Annotated in this window: 17 protein-coding genes; 12 read left to right on the top strand and 5 right to left on the bottom strand. The window is 37.0% G+C overall.

The annotated features are described in order from the left end of the window. Positions 1–161: 161 nt before the first annotated feature. Positions 162–1115: a serine O-acetyltransferase gene (locus FD716_RS08400; RefSeq protein ID WP_139851885.1), complete on the bottom strand. Its 954-nt coding sequence runs from the start codon at positions 1113–1115 to the stop codon at positions 162–164. 61 nt (positions 1116–1176) lie between these two features. Then, complete coding sequence (locus FD716_RS08405) at positions 1177–1689, bottom strand: rhodanese-like domain-containing protein (RefSeq protein WP_139851886.1); 513 nt, start codon at positions 1687–1689, stop codon at positions 1177–1179. Between the two features lie 384 nt (positions 1690–2073). On the opposite strand from FD716_RS08405, the gene FD716_RS08410 reads away from it, so the two are divergent. The 3 genes from FD716_RS08410 to FD716_RS08420 all read left to right on the top strand — a co-directional run bounded on the left by FD716_RS08410 (position 2074) and on the right by FD716_RS08420 (position 4437). Beyond that, positions 2074–2985: a bestrophin family protein gene (locus tag FD716_RS08410; RefSeq protein WP_139851887.1), complete on the top strand. Its 912-nt coding sequence runs from the start codon at positions 2074–2076 to the stop codon at positions 2983–2985. 320 nt (positions 2986–3305) lie between these two features. Next, on the top strand, positions 3306–3755 hold the full coding sequence (cynS, locus tag FD716_RS08415) for a cyanase (RefSeq protein ID WP_139851888.1): 450 nt from the start codon (positions 3306–3308) through the stop codon (positions 3753–3755). A 55-nt stretch (positions 3756–3810) separates the two neighbouring features. After that, on the top strand, positions 3811–4437 hold the full coding sequence (locus FD716_RS08420) for an NUDIX hydrolase (RefSeq protein ID WP_139851889.1): 627 nt from the start codon (positions 3811–3813) through the stop codon (positions 4435–4437). 196 nt (positions 4438–4633) lie between these two features. Here FD716_RS08420 and FD716_RS08425 read toward each other — a convergent pair whose 3' ends face one another. Further along, positions 4634–5071: an META domain-containing protein gene (locus FD716_RS08425; RefSeq protein WP_139851890.1), complete on the bottom strand. Its 438-nt coding sequence runs from the start codon at positions 5069–5071 to the stop codon at positions 4634–4636. A 602-nt stretch (positions 5072–5673) separates the two neighbouring features. Here FD716_RS08425 and FD716_RS08430 point away from each other — a divergent pair. The 9 genes from FD716_RS08430 to FD716_RS08470 all read left to right on the top strand — a co-directional run bounded on the left by FD716_RS08430 (position 5674) and on the right by FD716_RS08470 (position 15346). Then, positions 5674–6213, top strand: a complete 540-nt coding sequence (locus FD716_RS08430; RefSeq protein ID WP_171477009.1) for a Csu type fimbrial protein — start codon at positions 5674–5676, stop codon at positions 6211–6213. Positions 6214–6278: 65 nt separating this feature from the next. Beyond that, a complete protein-coding gene (locus tag FD716_RS08435; protein WP_139851892.1) occupies positions 6279–6833 on the top strand; it encodes a spore coat protein U domain-containing protein in 555 nt (184 codons plus the stop codon). Between the two features lie 8 nt (positions 6834–6841). After that, complete coding sequence (locus FD716_RS08440; RefSeq protein ID WP_139851893.1) at positions 6842–7372, top strand: Csu type fimbrial protein; 531 nt, start codon at positions 6842–6844, stop codon at positions 7370–7372. 4 nt (positions 7373–7376) lie between these two features. Further along, entirely contained in the window at positions 7377–8192 is an 816-nt protein-coding gene (locus FD716_RS08445; protein WP_228714928.1) for a fimbrial biogenesis chaperone, read from the top strand. A gap of 3 nt (positions 8193–8195) precedes the next feature. Next, entirely contained in the window at positions 8196–10745 is a 2550-nt protein-coding gene (locus FD716_RS08450; protein ID WP_139851894.1) for a fimbria/pilus outer membrane usher protein, read from the top strand. 174 nt (positions 10746–10919) lie between these two features. Beyond that, a complete protein-coding gene (locus tag FD716_RS08455) occupies positions 10920–11939 on the top strand; it encodes a Csu type fimbrial protein (protein ID WP_139851895.1) in 1020 nt (339 codons plus the stop codon). A 305-nt stretch (positions 11940–12244) separates the two neighbouring features. Beyond that, the gene (locus FD716_RS08460) at positions 12245–12991 is read left to right on the top strand and encodes a carbonic anhydrase (protein ID WP_139851896.1); all 747 of its coding nucleotides are present in this window, start codon (positions 12245–12247) and stop codon (positions 12989–12991) included. 21 nt (positions 12992–13012) lie between these two features. Then, complete coding sequence (locus FD716_RS08465) at positions 13013–13810, top strand: hypothetical protein (protein WP_139851897.1); 798 nt, start codon at positions 13013–13015, stop codon at positions 13808–13810. 399 nt (positions 13811–14209) lie between these two features. Next, complete coding sequence (locus FD716_RS08470; RefSeq protein ID WP_139851898.1) at positions 14210–15346, top strand: OmpW/AlkL family protein; 1137 nt, start codon at positions 14210–14212, stop codon at positions 15344–15346. Between the two features lie 465 nt (positions 15347–15811). On the opposite strand, the gene FD716_RS08475 is transcribed toward FD716_RS08470, so the two are convergent. After that, a complete protein-coding gene (locus tag FD716_RS08475) occupies positions 15812–16348 on the bottom strand; it encodes a fimbrial protein (protein WP_139851899.1) in 537 nt (178 codons plus the stop codon). 766 nt (positions 16349–17114) lie between these two features. After that, the gene (locus tag FD716_RS08480; RefSeq protein WP_267285305.1) at positions 17115–17585 is read right to left on the bottom strand and encodes a GNAT family N-acetyltransferase; all 471 of its coding nucleotides are present in this window, start codon (positions 17583–17585) and stop codon (positions 17115–17117) included. Between the last annotated feature and the right edge of the window lie 3 nt (positions 17586–17588).

Consider the following 17588-nt stretch of genomic DNA (forward strand, 5'->3'; position numbering starts at 1 on the left):
TGATATCGTATAAACTAAACTGCATTGCTCATATATCGCTCATAAGCTTTTATTTTTGGAAAAAATCATAAATTAGGAATAACCCTTTTGCTTTAGTATTTTGCTTGGTTGATATAAACGTATATTATTTATACTTTTATTGTTTGTATCTCAAACGTAAGTCATGACTGAGCCGAGGATGTATCTGGCTTGCGATACAAGGCAGGCGGAGATTGTAAAATATGACTGCCCGCTGCAACGCTTGTGGTTAACCAGACATTGCCACCTATCGTTGAACCTTGACCAATAATAATTCGCCCTAAAATGGTTGCACCGGCATAAATCACCACATCATCTTCAACGATTGGATGTCGGGCATAATCTTTTTTAAGCGTGCCATTATCGTCAAGTTCAAAGCGTTTTGCCCCCAACGTAACCGCTTGATAGATTCGAACATGTCGGCCAATGATGCATGTTTCTCCAATTACCACACCAGTGCCATGGTCAATGAAAAAGCCTGGACCAATGCGTGCACCCGGATGAATATCGATCCCTGTCTTGGAGTGTGCCGTTTCAGAAATAATGCGTGATAATAATGGGACTTGCGGGTAAAGCTGGTGCGCAATACGGTGATACATCATCGCCAGAATGCCGGGATAACACAGTAAAATCTCATCGACACTATGTGCGGCAGGGTCGCCCTCAAAAGCCGCACATACATCGGTATCAATTAGACATCGAATATCAGCCAAAGTGTTGGCGAAATCTTGCACTATTTTTTTTGCAATTTGATGATGGGGAATGCTATCCGTGACGCTCGATTCAACGATGGATGGTTGCGGAACTTGGCGCTTGATTTCGTAGCTCAAGGCCAATTCCACTTGAACATAGAGCTGGTTTAAAACGCGCTCTAAAGTATAGGCAATATAATAGTCTTCTGCTTCTTGGCGTAAATCAGCTGGGCCTAAACGCATTGGAAATAAGATGCCGCAAAGATCATTTAAGATTGATTTTAATGCTGCTTTAGAAGGGAATTCTCTTCCACCAATCTCATTGCTACGCTGTTGAGATGCCCTCCAGTCACGGCGTGCTTGTTGTAAACCCTGAATAACAGGCTGAATATTCCATTTAGCCATAACGATTCCTTGCTTAGTAAATGAGCATTTTATTTTTAAGTATTTTTTGGGAAAAATGAAGTTAATCTTGTTGCCAAGGCAGTTGATGGACTTTCCAACCATTACTCTGATTACGCTGAGCGGTATTATTTAAATCCCCTTCAAAGCCTTCAAGCACATTGTAAATATGTTTAAAACCAGCATTAAAAGCAGCCACTGCAGCGAGACTAGAACGACGGCCACTTCGGCAAATAAGGAGAATTATTTGATCCTTACTAACTTTGCTTTCCAGTTCTTTTAGAAAGCGTGGGTTGCGATTAAATGCGGTTCCAGTTGCCCATGGAATATGTAAACTTTGTGGGATATAACCAACAAATTTTCGCTCTTCATTGGTTCTTACATCAACCAATATGGCATGTTGCTGCTGAATTAATTGCCAAGCATCAATTGGGGATAAGCTCCCGCTAAAGTCGAGTGTATGTGTAAGTGCGTATTGCTGTGCACGTTGGAGAATATCGTCAGCATTTGGAGACGCTGTCTGGGTAGTAACAGTGTGTAATGCTGACTGATCTTGTGGGTGAAGTTGAGCATTCATAAATCAGTCCTTAAAATAAACAATATGAATAAAGCAATATTGCTTGATTAGAGATGCTACGCTGATTTTAATAAGCAGGAAAATAAGGAATATTTATTTATAAATCTAAATTTATTAAATAAAAAAACTTTTAATTTTTAATTTTTCGTTTATTTAATAGGCTATCTCAATGGTTTGATATTGAAATATATTTTAATTACCGTGGTGGTAGAAGGGTTGTATCGTGCGTTATAATTTGCAGGGTGTTTAAATACTTTTAAGATGATTTTATTACTTTACCTCTAGTGCAGCTAATGCAATACGGGATGCAGCTCACATCGGATTAAGTGGTGTTGAAGTAAGCGTGGTAATTTTTGCAATGAAAATGTTGGATGACAAATACTGATGATTGTACGCGATAAAAGTAATGCGATATCTTTACTCTTTGCATGGCAAGGGACCATTTTGCCCAGAGTGTTACCTGCATTAATGGTGGTGATATTTATTTCAGCACTTTTGGTTTATTTGTCATCTCAGCACTTTTTAGAGATTCCAGCAGTGCCAGCGATAGGCTTTACGATCTTCGGTATTATCCTCTCGATTTTTTTAAGTTTTAGAAATAATGCTTGTTATGATCGTTGGTGGGAAGGGCGTAAATTGTGGGGTGCATTGATTGCAAACTCTCGTCATATTTCGCGTGACTCGCATTTACTGCCAGATGCGCAGCGAAAAAAAATGATGTATCGTGTGATGTTTTTTTCGAGCTTGCTCAAAGATCGTTTAAGACAGCAGAACTCTTTTTTTGAATCCAGTGAAAAACATGCTGAGTTAAATGTAGAGGTATTTGAAGATCTCAAACAGAATATTAATGCCTCACAATATATTTTAGAGTCAATGCAAAAAGATCTGGTGCTGTCTTTGCGAAATGGGGAATTGACAGATATCCTATATAGTACTTTGAATCAGCATATCGTTGCGTTGGGTGATATTCAAGCAGGCTGTGATCGAATTGTGAGTACGCCACTGCCGTTTGCCTATTCTGTTTTATTGCACCGGACTGTTTATTGTTTCTGTCTTATTTTGCCTTTTAGCTTGGAGGCAACTTTAGGAATTTGGACACCAGTATTGGTGGGATTAATTGCTTATTTGTTTTTAGGCTTTGATGCCTTAAGTACACAGCTAGAAGAGCCTTTTGGTTTACAAGAAAATGATTTGCCACTCGATTCGATTGTGCGGTTAATTGAGCGAGAAATGTTAAGTTCGCTTGGTGAGGATTTACCACCAGCAGTACAAATTGTGAAAGGGAATTTGAGTTAGAGCGAAATTACATTCATTCAAATACGCTGTTTCTTATACTGTCGCACTTGAGATTAGAAACAGCCTGTTACAAAGACACAGTTCATCAATGGATGGCTGTGTCTTTTTATTTTGAACCAGAGAAAGTTTTTTGAGTATTGTGATTGCTTGTTTGAAAAATAAGCAATGGCATGCTTATAATCGAAGATTCAAGTGATCCTCTTGAGAGATTAATCGGTCGCACGATGCTGCACAGCGTTTTACCATTTCTCACATGCACGTGAAATCTACAATTAAAACGATCGCCTATTTAGCTGTTTATTAGAAATAAGGACTAAAAAATGATTATTAATCGACAACAAGTGACTGAGCAAATTATTGCGAGCAAAGTACGAAAAGGTCTTAAATGGAGTCAAGTTGCAGATAAACTTGAGCTTTCAAAGGAGTGGGTAACCGCTGCTTGTCTGGGCCAGATGACATTTAATAAAACTCAAGCTGAGTTGATTGGGGATATTTTTGATTTAACAGATGAAGCCGTCGCTTGGCTACAAATCGTCCCAGCGAAAGGATCGTTAAGTACACCAGTACCAACCGATCCCTTAATTTATCGCTGGTATGAAATTGTGAATGTTTACGGATCAACGATTAAAGAGTTAATTCATGAAGAGTTTGGGGATGGGATTATGAGTGCAATTGATTTTAGTATGGATATTCAACGCGAAAGTAACAGTCAGGGAGATCGCGTTAAAGTCGTACTATCGGGCAAGTTCCTACCATATAAAAACTATTGATCAGATAAATAATCAATAGAGTCTATAAATCAACCGATGAGATAAGGAAAAGTAAATGGCAGACTTGGGGCAATCAGAGTGGCTTGAGATTTTGCATAAAATGACAGCTTTAGCACAGTCCGGATTGCATTATTCTAAAGATATCTATGATAAAGAACGATATCAACAGCTTATACAATACGTTGAAGAACTATTACAACTACAGCAAATTTCAACTGATCAATTTCAAGCAGATATCTTAAAAGACATTGGTTATGCGACGCCAAAAATAGATGTTCGAGCAGTGATTTTTAAAGACAATCAATTGTTATTGGTCAAAGAGGTCAGTGATGGCCTGTGGTCTTTGCCAGGAGGGTGGGCTGACCCTGGTTATTCTGCAGCAGAAAATGTTATCAAAGAGGTTGTTGAAGAAACAGGCTTGGAGGTGAGGTGTTTGAAATTGCTGGCTTTGACCGATATGAGAAAGCATCCGCACCCTCCAATGTTTTTACACGTGTATAAAGCTTTTTTCTTGTGTGAAATCATAAGTGGTGAATTGAAATCAAGTATAGAAACCTCTGCTGTAGATTTTTTTAGTTTCAATCAGTTGCCAGAAATATCCGTGGCACGAGTCACTCATGCACAAATCGAAGCCTGTTTTAACGCTATTGATGATCCGCATGCAGTGACCTATTTTGATTAGTCGCTGTCATGATCAAAAGCATTTACATAAGAGCAACTTGTGTCAGCAAAATTGAATCTTAAGCATGCCTTGATCGATACTGTTAACAGCGTGTAGATCGTTAAGCCGCCCAACTTCCATTAACCCCTGTTCATGATTCGGTAATCATGGACAGGGGATTTGATTGAGTCATCGCGTTGCGCAATAGATCAAGTGATTATTGCTTTTTAAACTTCATAATGACTTTGCTATTATCATCTAGTAATTCAAGTTTATCTGCACTTGCTTTATAGCCGCTCACACGTTCAAGTGTTTCATTGAATTGGGCTGTTATACCCTCACCATCCATGCACATCATTTGTGTTTTTGCCAACTGTAAAAACTGAATTTTTTTACCTTGGACAGAATAGCCACCCATGATGCGATTACAGCCATCAGTCCCTGTTAATGATGAATCACCAAAGCGCAAAGTAGGTAGGTTTTGTTTACTAGCATCTGTTTTAACATCAACGCGATTAATTTCAGTGACGACCCAATCTTTTTGCTGTAGTGCTGCTAAATGTTCTGCTGTATCTGAGGTTTTTGGTGTAGATGCACATCCCATGAAAGTGAGAGTTGAAGCGAATAAAGAGGTAACGAGGACTTTTTTTAACATTTTGATTTCTCTTATGAATAGGGAGGTTTAAGGCTTTTGACTCGATTGCCGAAGCGATGATTTGTGAAAAAGACTCAATGATTTCTGCCTTCAGCTCAATTTTAACATTATCCAATAAACTTATTTATTGAGTCATTCGGAACTCAATGAATATGTATAATGCTACTTACTTAATTGGCATTATGAGAATTATGCTGGTTTTCTTTTGAATATTTTATTTAATAACAAATTTTCAACAAAAAGGTTTGAGATATCGGTCTTGTATTACTTTACTGCCAATGACTATTTTAATGATGAGTCAACTACTTACTCCAAAGTCATTGATTTTAATTCGGAATGTATTCATTAATTTTTAGCAAGTCATTATGGTTATATCATCAGTTTATATAGAGGAAAATGACCAATAGTATTGAATAAAAATAAAATAAGCCCATTTGAAAAACGAAGAGCTGTATAGGGAATTAATCTTTTAAAAACAACAGCAAGACGGCATGAAGTCAAGCTAGAGTTGCTATATAATTTTACATTTTAATTGTGTCAACTATAGACTTAAGTTGTAAAATATGTTTAGAGGGTATCCTCGGCATAAAAGGGAGATTGAAATGAAACTTTTTCCTAAACTGCTTATTACAACCTTATTGTCTAGTATTTCAGTAATGGCTTTGGCTGATGTATTTGGGCAAATAGACGTAAAACTGACTGTTTATAGTGCTTGTGCGGTTAATGGGACTAAATTCGACAGTGGTGAATCGATTAGAATTGGTACTTTAGATTTTGGTCGAATGGCGGCAGTATCTAAAAGTGAGATACTCGTGAATGTCGCTTTAGAATCAAGTCAAAATTTAAATATTACTTGTGATGTCGATACACCAGTCAATGTGTCAATTAATGCAGGTCAGCATAGCCTTGGTTCATCAGGCGAACGTTATTTAAAAAACACAACAGCAGATACGATTCACTATACGATCTATCGTGATGCAGCAAGTAATATTGAATACAAAGCCAATACTAGTCAGAGTTTTCTTGTAACGAGTGCCGCACCAATATCAATACCATTGACTGGAAAAGTTTTTGCGAATACTGGTGCAGCGAAAGCAAGAGGTGATTATAAAGATACCTTAACAGTGACATTCTCTTTTTAAAGGTCACTCTATTCAATTGTTATTGGTTAACCTACCACATTTTATAATGTGAGGAGGGTTCAGCGATGCAACATTTTAAACGTCTCCTCAGTGCTGTTGTGATGATATTGTGTTGTGGAAATACAATATCAGCAGAACTTCAAGCGAAACTAAATACTCAAATTGAATTGTTAGCCTCATGCATGGTAAATGATCGGCAATATGCATCGGGAGCAACGGGACTTAATTTTGGTACAATAAATTTTGGAAAAGTTGCTGCGAGTTACAATGGTACTGTCGAAGCGTCTTTAAATAACGGAATAAATAGCTCAATTAAAATTCAGTGTAATAGCACATTGAATAGCATAAAAATAATCTTTGGTGCTGGGGAAAATGATAATAATGTACCTGAACAGGCCAAAACTACGCACTTTCGAGCATTGAGAAATGGTGATCATTATATTGCTTATAATTTGGCTTATAGCGCCAGTAAAAAAATACTCAAGCCACTCGATCAACTATCTTTTTTAAATGATAGTCAAATTTTGAATATCGATTTATATGGACAAGTGGTATTCGCAGATCAATCTATTGCAATAGGTATTTATCGTGATGTCATTCCAGTGATTATAGAGTTCTAAGGCATCGTATGAATAGGTGTAACATAGGAAAAATCGGAATAGGATTGGTATTATGTGTCCTTTCTGGTATTGCCTGTGCCGACCTACCAAAACCGACTGCAACAATTGAAGCCAGAGCAACGATTGTTCGAGGATGTCAGTTAAGCAACATAGAACAGATGCTCAGTTTTAATAAACAAGCGGCAATGACACAAAGTAAAGTTGAAGCACATATTGAGAATACAAGCCAAAGTTGGAGTATTCGCTGTACGGCAAACACACCGGTATCGATTAAATTAAATAATGGTGAAAATTTTTTAAATGACCATTGGCGGATGAAACACCAGACTAAAGATGAATATATCCCGTATTTATTTTTTCAAGATAGTGGTGAGCAATTTGAATATAAAGTCGGAGAGGCCGTTAATCTCTCAGCAACAAATGAACAACAAGCGATTTTACGGTTTTCATTTTTTGCTTTAGTTGATTTAAATAACGGAAATCAGGCTCGATCTGCGGGTATTTATAAAGATAGCGTTGCGATTACAATAGCATGGTGACGTGATGGACACTAAACCACAATCAAGACGATTTTATACAGGCAAAGTATTTTTAGTATTTGTTCTGATGGCGATTTGCCGTCATATTTTTGCGCAAGCAACATTTTTGATTTGGCCAATATATCCCAATATCGAATCAAATGAAAAAGCGACAGCGGTATGGTTGGAAAATACTGGGAAATCGGAAGCATTGATTCAAGTTCGAGTATTTAAATGGGATCAGCAGCAGTATAAAGACAATTACGAAATACAATCTGAAATTATTCCTAGCCCTCCGGTCGTTAAAATAAAAGCGGGCACAAAGAATATGTTACGCCTTACACGTATCATGCCTGCGCCTTTAAATACTGAGCAGGCTTATCGTGTTATTGTGGATGAGTTGCCAATTCAACTTGAGAACACGTCATCCCAAAACATCGCAGTCAACTTTCAAATACGTTATTCAATTCCACTTTTTAGTTATGGCCAAGGAATGGGCAGTGGTTTAACCGATGCATCCATTATTGCCAATGCAAAAAATCCTTTAGCACAACCCAATCTCAGTTATTGGACTGAAAAAAATAAGGATGGTGAAGCGACTCTTTATATTAAAAACACGGGGAGTAAATTTGCTAGAATTTCAGAAATTCGCATGCATGAAAAGAGCGACCCGCTGAATTTTAATTATGTCCCTTTGGGGTATATTCTCGCAAATAGTACCATGACTTTTCATTTGAGCAGTCAATTGGCAGAGGGCATTCGAAATTCAAGTCAATTATATGCAGTAGACAGTTCCGGTGCCGCGTTAAAAGTAATCCTGCTTAAACGGGTTGGTCAATGAGCCATGATTACGCATAGCTCACTTCAATGGCAGCCTTTAAGTTACTCTTTGGCTGTGCTGATCTACATCAGTGATGCAACTGGTTTAGTCAGCAAGGTCTTTGCAGGGGAGTTACCACCAGCACCACAGACTGAAGCCGATTTGAGTCCAGTGCTGAAATTATATCTTGAGTTGATTATAAATAAATATTCAACCCAACGTGTTATTCCTGTGATTGTGAAAGGGGGGGATTACTATATTGAATATAAAAAAATTCAGGATTTAAAAATTATTATTCCTGCACATTCTGCTGATACAAGCAATCAAGTGATTAATGAAAATAGCTTAAATAAAAATGACATATTGCTTGTGGGATTTGCAAATAACCCAACAGATTGGATAAATTTATCCACCATGCCTGAGGTTAAGTTTGAATATCTCGCTGCACAACAAAGCTTGGTATTAAATTTCCCTCCGAGTTGGATGCCCATACAGATGCTAGGTCGAGATACCCTATATCAAGGCTCAAGTGGGCAGTCGGGATTTGGCCTGTTAAATAATTATGACTTATATTTATCGCGTGCAAATGATCAAGTAATCACTGGTAAATTATTTTCAGAGCAACGAATTTTCTCTGGTTATGGGGTCTTTAAAAATCTTGGTATTTATACGCAACAAGCAAGAACGAACAAAGCTAGAGTAAGCCTAAACCATCCTTATAATGGCTATCGGCGTTATGAAAGTACTTTTCAATACGATCATGAAGCATCTGCAACTTCCATTTTGTTGGGTGATATTATTTCTGCAAGTAAAAATAGCTGGGGTAATTCAATCCGTTTAGGTGGGCTGCAAATTAAACGTGATTTTGGTACACGCCCCGATTTAATTACTTATCCCTTGCCGCAGTTTTTAGGTCAAGCTACGCTGCCTAGTCACATTGATTTACTTATTAATGGTCAGAAAATTCAGACAGCGGATGTGCAATCAGGCCCATTTTTAATGCAGAGTTTGCCTTATATGACGGGGCGTGGTGAGGCGATCATTGTGACAACAGATGCCGTTGGTCGTCGAGTATCCACCGCGATCCCTTTTTATATATCAAATCACTTATTAAAACCGGGATTAATTGACTATGCATTTTCAATTGGGCAGATCCGTAAAGGCTTTGGCAGTAAAGACTTTAACTATGGTGCCTTTGTTAGCTCAGTCGATGCGCGTTATGGTTTATATAATTGGTTAACCTTAGAAGGTAGAGCAGAACTCTCTAAAAAAATTCAGGTGTTTGGTATTGGTACAGTGACGAAGCTCTCGCAGTTTGGAATTTTGAGTGCTTCTTATGCCAGTAGCCGCGCAGAGCTAGAACCGAATCAAATGCCAATCGTGGCATTGAGTCATACGCAAATAGGGAATCAATACTCAATTGGTTATTACTACAGCCAACAACACTTTGGATTGAGTTTGAATCATCGTTATCAAGATAAAAATTATGCGGATTTATCTCGATTGGGATATTATAATGCAGCATATAATAACAGTCAGGAAATGACCACGGCACAAAGTTTTTTATCAACACCTCAACTGGGAAGTTGGGGGATCGCTTATATTCAAGCGCAATCTACAAATGTTAAAAATAAGTTGATGAATTTATCTTGGACACCGAAGTTACCCCGCGACTTAAGCAATATTCTTGTTTCGGTGAGTGCCAGTCAAGACTTAATCAAAAATGAATGGAGTGCAGCACTACAAGTTTCTATCCCTATATTTCATAATCGTTCTATATTGAATACCAGTTATAGCAAAGGCGCGAATTCAAATACTGGCATGGTTAACTTGAATCGTTCAGTTCCATCAGATGGTGGTTTGGGTATTGATTTAACCCACCGCTTTGGCTCAGAGGGACGTGATTTAAATCAAGCAAATATTCATTATCAGCATCCATATTTTAATACCAGTTTTGGTGCTTCTAGTTTTCGCAATGATTATGACTATTGGTTTGGTTTGGTGGGTTCAATTGTTTGGATGAAACAAGGTGTATTTATGTCCAATCGACTAGGTGAATCTTTTGCACTGATTGATACCAACCATGTTCCAGACATTCCGATTCAGTATGAAAATAGCTTGATTGGTCGAAGTAATCGTAAGGGCTATGCTTTTGTTTCTTCCATTCCTCCGTATTATGCAGGTAAATACAATATTGATCCTTTAGCGCTTTCTTCAAACTATATTGCAACGAGTGTGGAAAAGCGTGTCGCAGCAAAACGTGGTTCAGGTATTGTAATTACTTTCCCCGTTATTCAATCTATTGCAGCAAATGTTTATTTGGTTAATCAGCAGAATCAGCCGATTCCTGTTGGGGCATTGGTACATCGAATTGACCATGAATCAAGTTATGTGGGTATTGATGGCATTGCTTATTTGGAGAATTTGCAAAGTGAAAATGAAATCACGGTTCAATACGCTGATCATCAAGTCTGTAAAGCAAAATTTTCAGTCGATATGGAAAGCGCCAAACTTGAAATTTTAACGATTCGGCATATTCAGTGCTTGACGCAAGTGGAAGATCAGGTGAAGTGACTATTTAAAATCTAACTTTCGCCTGAGTAGACTAAATAGAGACAAAATAATATACACAATGCCAGCGTTGTAAATTCTAAATAAAGAAGGATTAGCCAAGCAGATTATAAACATAAAAGAAATGAATAGTTTTTTTAATCATGGGGGATCAGACGAAATCAGAGGTGATTAAAAGTGAATCGATACTATTTAGGGATCCTGTGCTTTGTACTATTTTTCTCGACCACAGAAGCTTATGCAAAGTGCAAAGTTTTAAATGAAACAATTAATCTAGGGCAGTATTCTTCAATCGGTTTTACTGACACGGGCATAAATGATGCCCGTGTAAAATCAGGCTTAAACTGCGCTAACTTATCAGTCGGGTTGCTTTCAACAACTTATTTAAAATACAAAGTCATGCAATTACCCAAAAAATTAGTTTCAAGCCAAGATTCTACCAATGAAATCAAAATTCATTTTAAGGATCACAAATCAAATCCTATTGTTGAGGGTTCGGAAAACAATTTGACGGATACCGATTTAATCTCCTTGTTTAATGGATTGAATGGTGATTTAGCATTTTCCATCACCATCGCAGCAGGTCAAGAAATAGCACCAGGGACTTATATGAATACTGATGCAGCAACCGTACTTTGGTATTATGCAATACCCATTGCTTCGATAGGCTGTGAATCAATTGGCTACGATATGAGCTCTGGTTTTGTCCTTCAGGAAGGTATTTTGAATTGTGATGTATCGAGTTGGGGTGAAGGAGAGGCTTCTTCGCTGCAATATCAAATAATAATTTTGCCAGATTGTAGAATCTCTGTAAGTAATATTAATTTTGGTAGTGCGCCATTCCCAAGTGCATTTCATCCTGTAGAAACGTCATTAGGCATAAGATGCTCAGTAAAAACACCCTATAATGTCAGTTTAAGTGATGGGCATAATATGCAAAACGGACAGCGCCGTATGAAAAATGCGACAGAGAGTCATTATTTGGCTTATGAGATATATAAGGACTCAGATAAACAGCGCTGGGGAAGTCAGGGCGAACAACGCTGGCCAAGTAGCGCAGCCTCGATGAACGGAAATGTATTAGACGGAAAAACACAGCAAATCTATCGATATCGTGCCGAGATTAAAGATAGTGATGCAAGACCAATAGCAACAGGAATTTATACGGATAATATTACCGTGGAAGTTGATTTTTAATCTGCTTAGATATTATCTATTGATTCAATATCTGGGTTTTAAATTATTTAATTCAAAGTTGTTTTAGCATTTAAGTATTCGTTTGATACATTGCTTTAAAAGATTCTCCTCAGCTATATGCCTAATGGGCTAGCGGGGTTTTTAAGCGGTATCTTGTTGAGGGGAATTGGAGCGGTGTGGAAGGAAGCTGTTGACTAAAATATGACCTTATTATTATATTAACTCGAAACTTTGAAAATCCTATAGCCTGTGTATTGCAGAGCATTTCACAACAAAAACAATATAAACAAAAAAAAGGGATCAGTATGCGTAAATTTATTTTAACTGCTGTGATGTGGGGTATTGCTGCATCAGGGCTTGCCTCTGAAACGATAGAATGGGGATACAACGAAAACAATGCTCCTGAGCACTGGGGAGCATTAAGTCCTAATTATAAAATGTGCGACTTAGGAAAGCAGCAATCGCCGATTAATATTACTCAAGCTATTGAGACGGAGACCAAGCAGAAAATAAAAATAGATTATAAGGTTTCACCACATGATGTGGTGTTTAATGGTCATACCGTACAAGTGAATACACAGGATAAGAGTGATTATTTAATTTTAGATCAGCAAAAATATTTCTTACAACAGTTCCATTTTCATACGCCAAGTGAAAACCAAATTCAGGGTAAAAGTTTTCCACTTGAACTGCACTTTGTAAATCAAGATGCTCAAGGGAAACTTACCGTCTTAGCCGTGATGTTTGTACTTGGGCATGAAAACTCAGAGTGGAATAAATTTTGGTCTGATCTTTCCAATAAAGAAAATGATAATAAAGTTTTGAGTCATCAGATTAATTTAGACAAGCTATTACCGAAAAAACGCGAATACTATCGCACATTAGGTTCTTTAACGACTCCGCCATGTACTGAGGGGGTTCACTGGATTATATTCGAACAGCCATTAACAATCTCTAATACACAACTAAGCGAATTGAAAGCATTGCTGCATCATCATGCGAATAATCGCCCAATTCAACCTCAAAATGGACGTCTTGTTATCGAAGATTAAATGGTCTGGTTGGTGATGTGATTGAGTAAATACATAAACCAGATAGAATGTTATTTACGTACTCTGTTCCTTGTTATTATGCCTCAGCAACTCTCGATTTTTCTTAAAAAATTTCTTTGTTTTAATTTGTGTGCGATGACGTCTTTAATTTATGCACAGGATATTGAATATACAGACGAATTTAAGCGTCTTATTATTGAGCGTTCAACACAGTTGGAAGACCAATCTGGGAGAGCGATTATTTTAAGCCAGCGCTTTTTGCGTATTGGCCAAAGCTTACTTTATATTAAGGGTTCTTCAACAGCAGAGACGATTCGCTACGGACAAGAATTTTGTATAAAACAGGGGAAAATATTTGATCTTGAATATGGTACTAAAATAATTGAAATAACCAGGCCAGATCAAAATATGAATGAACAAGATAGACAATCTGAACTTAATTTAATCAGCTGTAATCCAGATCACTCGTTTATAGAAAATATTCAGCAGAAAGCGGGGCTGCAGAAGGCGATTAAGCAAGAAATGAAGGGTGGGTATCACTACACCAGTTGGTATAACGGCAGAGGGGAAAAGCTGATTGAGCGTAAGGTTGTAATGACCACGCCAAATGGCACGGAATATTCGACACAGAAAAGGTTTTTAGGCCTTGGGACAAATCAAATGATGTATTTGCCCAACAGTGCTTCTGCTGAAACTTTAGAATACGAACAGGCATTTTGTGGCAGTTTTGCTTTAACACGAGACATCGATAAAGGCGTTCAAATTGAATCAATATCGTCATCTTATGGCTTAATGTGCGATAGTTCGGTTCAGCAATAAAGGGCATTTAAATTATTTGAATGATTTATTTTAATAATTTGCTTGAATTACATTTTGCAATTTAATGACGTTAATTTGTCTTCTATAAAAACACAACTTTCGCAAGAACTCCACTATTAATTTAATCTTAACTATTCACTTTTTATTATTTAATTATTAATCATCGCTATCCTTATTATTGACCTGCGAAAGTAAAATAATTTAATGCAATAAAAAAAATGATGTTCATCAAGTGGCTGAGTTCGTCTCATCACATAAATTAAATCTGTGCTTAAGTCGTGATGAAATAAATTAAAATTTGATAATTCTAACTTTTATTGATCTTAAGTTGTAAAGGAACACACTTTCGCAAGATGTTTCAACACATGCAGCCGTCGGGTAATTTATGGAAAAATTATTATGAATAAAAACTTAATCAAGAAAATTATATTGATCGCACCATTAAGTATGTTGATGAGTGCCAGTTATGCGGAAGAATTTAAACGCTTTTCTGTTTCAGCTGGTTGGTTGCATATTATGCCGCAAGGTTCAGCTAATCCTTTTAATATTAGTACTGTCATTTTAAATGGATCTCAGCATAAAGTTGGAGGTATAACGCCTAAATCTTTTATCGATTCGGTTGATTTAAAGAAAGCGGATGCGATGGCAGCAGAATTTGAAAGCTCTAAATTATCTCAGCTAAATACGTTGCTTATAAACCGGAATGATGATGGAAAGACAATCGCAGAGGCAAGTGAACTGATAGATAAAAATGGAAGACTTATTCCAGAAGCGACTGGAATTGTGAGCTTAAATGGGCTTGAGAATTGGACACAAACGGGCACAGGCTTAGAGGCAGAAAAAGCAGATACAATTGGACTGATGATGAGTTATTACCTCAGTGATCAGGTTTCATTGCAGTTTATCGGTGGTATACCGCCAAAAGTTGAGATTAAAGGTAAAGGTGAGATTGTGGCGCCTATGTCGGGTACAGCTGCACTCACGCATGAGCGTGTTGCTCCCTATGTCGGTGAATCTGTTCCATTGAAGAAAGATATACCAATTACGAATCTAGGTAATAAACCAACAGTATCGCGTGCACGTGCTTGGACGCCTGCATTTGAAGTGCAATATCAGTTTGGTAAAACTGGGGTCAATAAATTTAGACCATATGTTGGTGCAGGCGTTATGTATGCGCACTATAACCAGATCAAGCTGCATCACCAAGTCCGGGCTGATTTGGTTGCAGCTGGACATATGATTCAAAATATTAAAGATGGCAATGCAGGGGCTGCCTTAGATAAGGTCAACTCAAGTGGTAATCCGTATGTAAAAGTAAAAGCGGAGGACTCCATTGCACCGATTGTGACACTTGGCTTTACTTATGATTTGGATGACAGTTGGTATGCGACCGCTTCAGTTTCTTATGTGAAATTAAATAATCTAGTCAAAGTCGATGTGATAAATGCCAATGATGGGAGCCGTTTGATTCGTTCTACCAGTCGTATTGATGTTGATCCTATTCTGACCTATGTCGGGGTTGGTTATCGCTTCTAATGTAGATTTTGTTATCTCACTGTTTAAGATCAAGCCGAACACAAATGAAATGAATGGTTCAAATTTAATTTCAGTGTGTGTTTGGCTTTTTTAGATCAGAAATAAAGCCAATATTTAGGTGCTGTATTTATTGCCAGTATTTGTGGTTATTTAGTAATCGGTATCAAGCTTAATAAAATAGTGGTTTTTCAGGTGTAATTGATTTTAGTTGTTATAATTTCAGGTTTTTGTGTTGCATGTCACAGAACTTACAGTGTGTTGTTTTAGTATCTATACGATTCTTGTTGTTATAAAGATTATAGGTTTTCTGAATAATATTATTGAGTGTTGTTCTTGCTATTGCAGTATTTTATTTAATAAAAATTATTATAAATAAAATTAAAAAGTAATAAAGTTAACTATTCTAACTTTATTACTTTTAACAAGGGGCGCTGGCTGGTTGATGACTATTATTTATTGCCATGCTTAGTGGTAAATAACAGTGTAGAGTGCTGAAGATGATATATCACCAGTGCTTGCAGTACCTGTTGAATAATACTCAGCGGCATAATTTAATACAGCTACATCCTCTCTGACATTTACAGCCTGAGCATTAAGTTGAAGATTTTTACGATGCAATGATTCAATTTTAATTGGTGATCCAGAACCACTAACCAATTGAATTTCAACATTCTTTGCAGGTTTTTTTGAGTTTGAAGTATTTGTTAAACGCCCAGTTTTGATGTCTGTACTTTGTACAACGTCAAAATGTACGTTAAGGCTACGACCTTTACAACCCGCTAGATTAATTGAAATTGGTGTGCGGCCTGCAGTTTTATTTGGGCGTGTTAATAATGCTTCTGAAACTGTAGGCATAATAATATTAAGTTGGCTGCTTTCTAAAGTTGAAACACTACATCCACCTTCAACGATTGATCCGACGAAAGTAATTTTGCCGCTTGATGCATTTACTAGAGAAGCTGCTGAAACAAATAAAGCGAAAGTAGCTAGTATCTTTTTCATATTAAAATGCCTATTAGTTAATTAATCTAAACAATGAATAAAATATAACATGCTTTTATATTCTCATGTAACTTTTAGTAATTATGTTTGCGATGGTTATTTAATTGTTTGGTTTAATCTGGTTAATTAAATGGAATTTTTATATTAAAACTTTTTTATACTGATATTAGTGTGAAGTTCATCAAGTTATAATCAACACCTTCTCTATTATTTGAGGTGTGTAATTTATTATTTTTATATTTTGTGATTTGTGTCACGATAGTGCTGAACTGACTGGTTAGGAAAAAAACTGTACTTATTTATTTAATTCAGGATTGGTTTTGGCTTGTTTTTTTGGGCTATTGGGACTGCAGCCCTAAGCATCGTGCTATTGGGTAAGTCATTGTTATATTTGGTTTAGTTAATCAGGCTTCGATGTATGAGCGATAAATGTGAAAGAGGATCGTTATTCTTTTGCTGTGAGGCATTACCAGCCTAAGAAATCTAATTGGCGCTGCAACTTGGATTTATACAGATCAGTGATATCGCAGGTGAGAATGGGATGACTAGGCTTAATTTCGAGAAGGCTTTTTATAGAGCTTGCTATATTGAAAATATACAGCGAATACATGCAAGCATTTTTTGTTGTTAAGTCGGTATTAATATTTAAAATCAAGTGATAAACAAATCGATAAATTAATACCAGAACATTTTTCTCAATGTGTATGAATTTGAAGCCGCCATTTTCAAAATCATGGCAAGATTATATTGACTGGTTTTCGTGATTTCATTCAGATGGAATATGATAAATCGCTGCCATGTATTTTTTTTTCTGTTGTTGTGTATGTATGCTGCCACCTAAGGCTTCAGCAATACGACGACTGGCTCGGTTGTCAATCGCAACAGGATAGATAAAATAATCGGGTTTAAATTGCGTGGTAGCCCAGTTTTTTACAGTGATGATGGCTTCCATTCCAAAGCCATATCCATGGAAGTCCTCTCTAATCCAAATACCTAACTCAGGCGTTGCGGTTTTAAGCTGATGTATGCCGACCAAACCTAGAAACTGATTTGAATCTAAACTTTTAATGGAAAAGATGATTTCACTTTGGCTGAGGAATGCGTGTTGCCATGACTGCCAAATCTCTTTAAATACCGCAGGACTTTCAGGTGGTTCCCACGCCATATAATGTGTAAGTGTTGGGGTAATGCATTGGAAGCAAACATCAGCATCTTGAGCGCTGAATGGCGTTAACATGAG

The sequence above is a fragment of the Acinetobacter pullicarnis genome (genome assembly GCF_006352475.1).
GTDB lineage: Bacteria > Pseudomonadota > Gammaproteobacteria > Pseudomonadales > Moraxellaceae > Acinetobacter > Acinetobacter pullicarnis.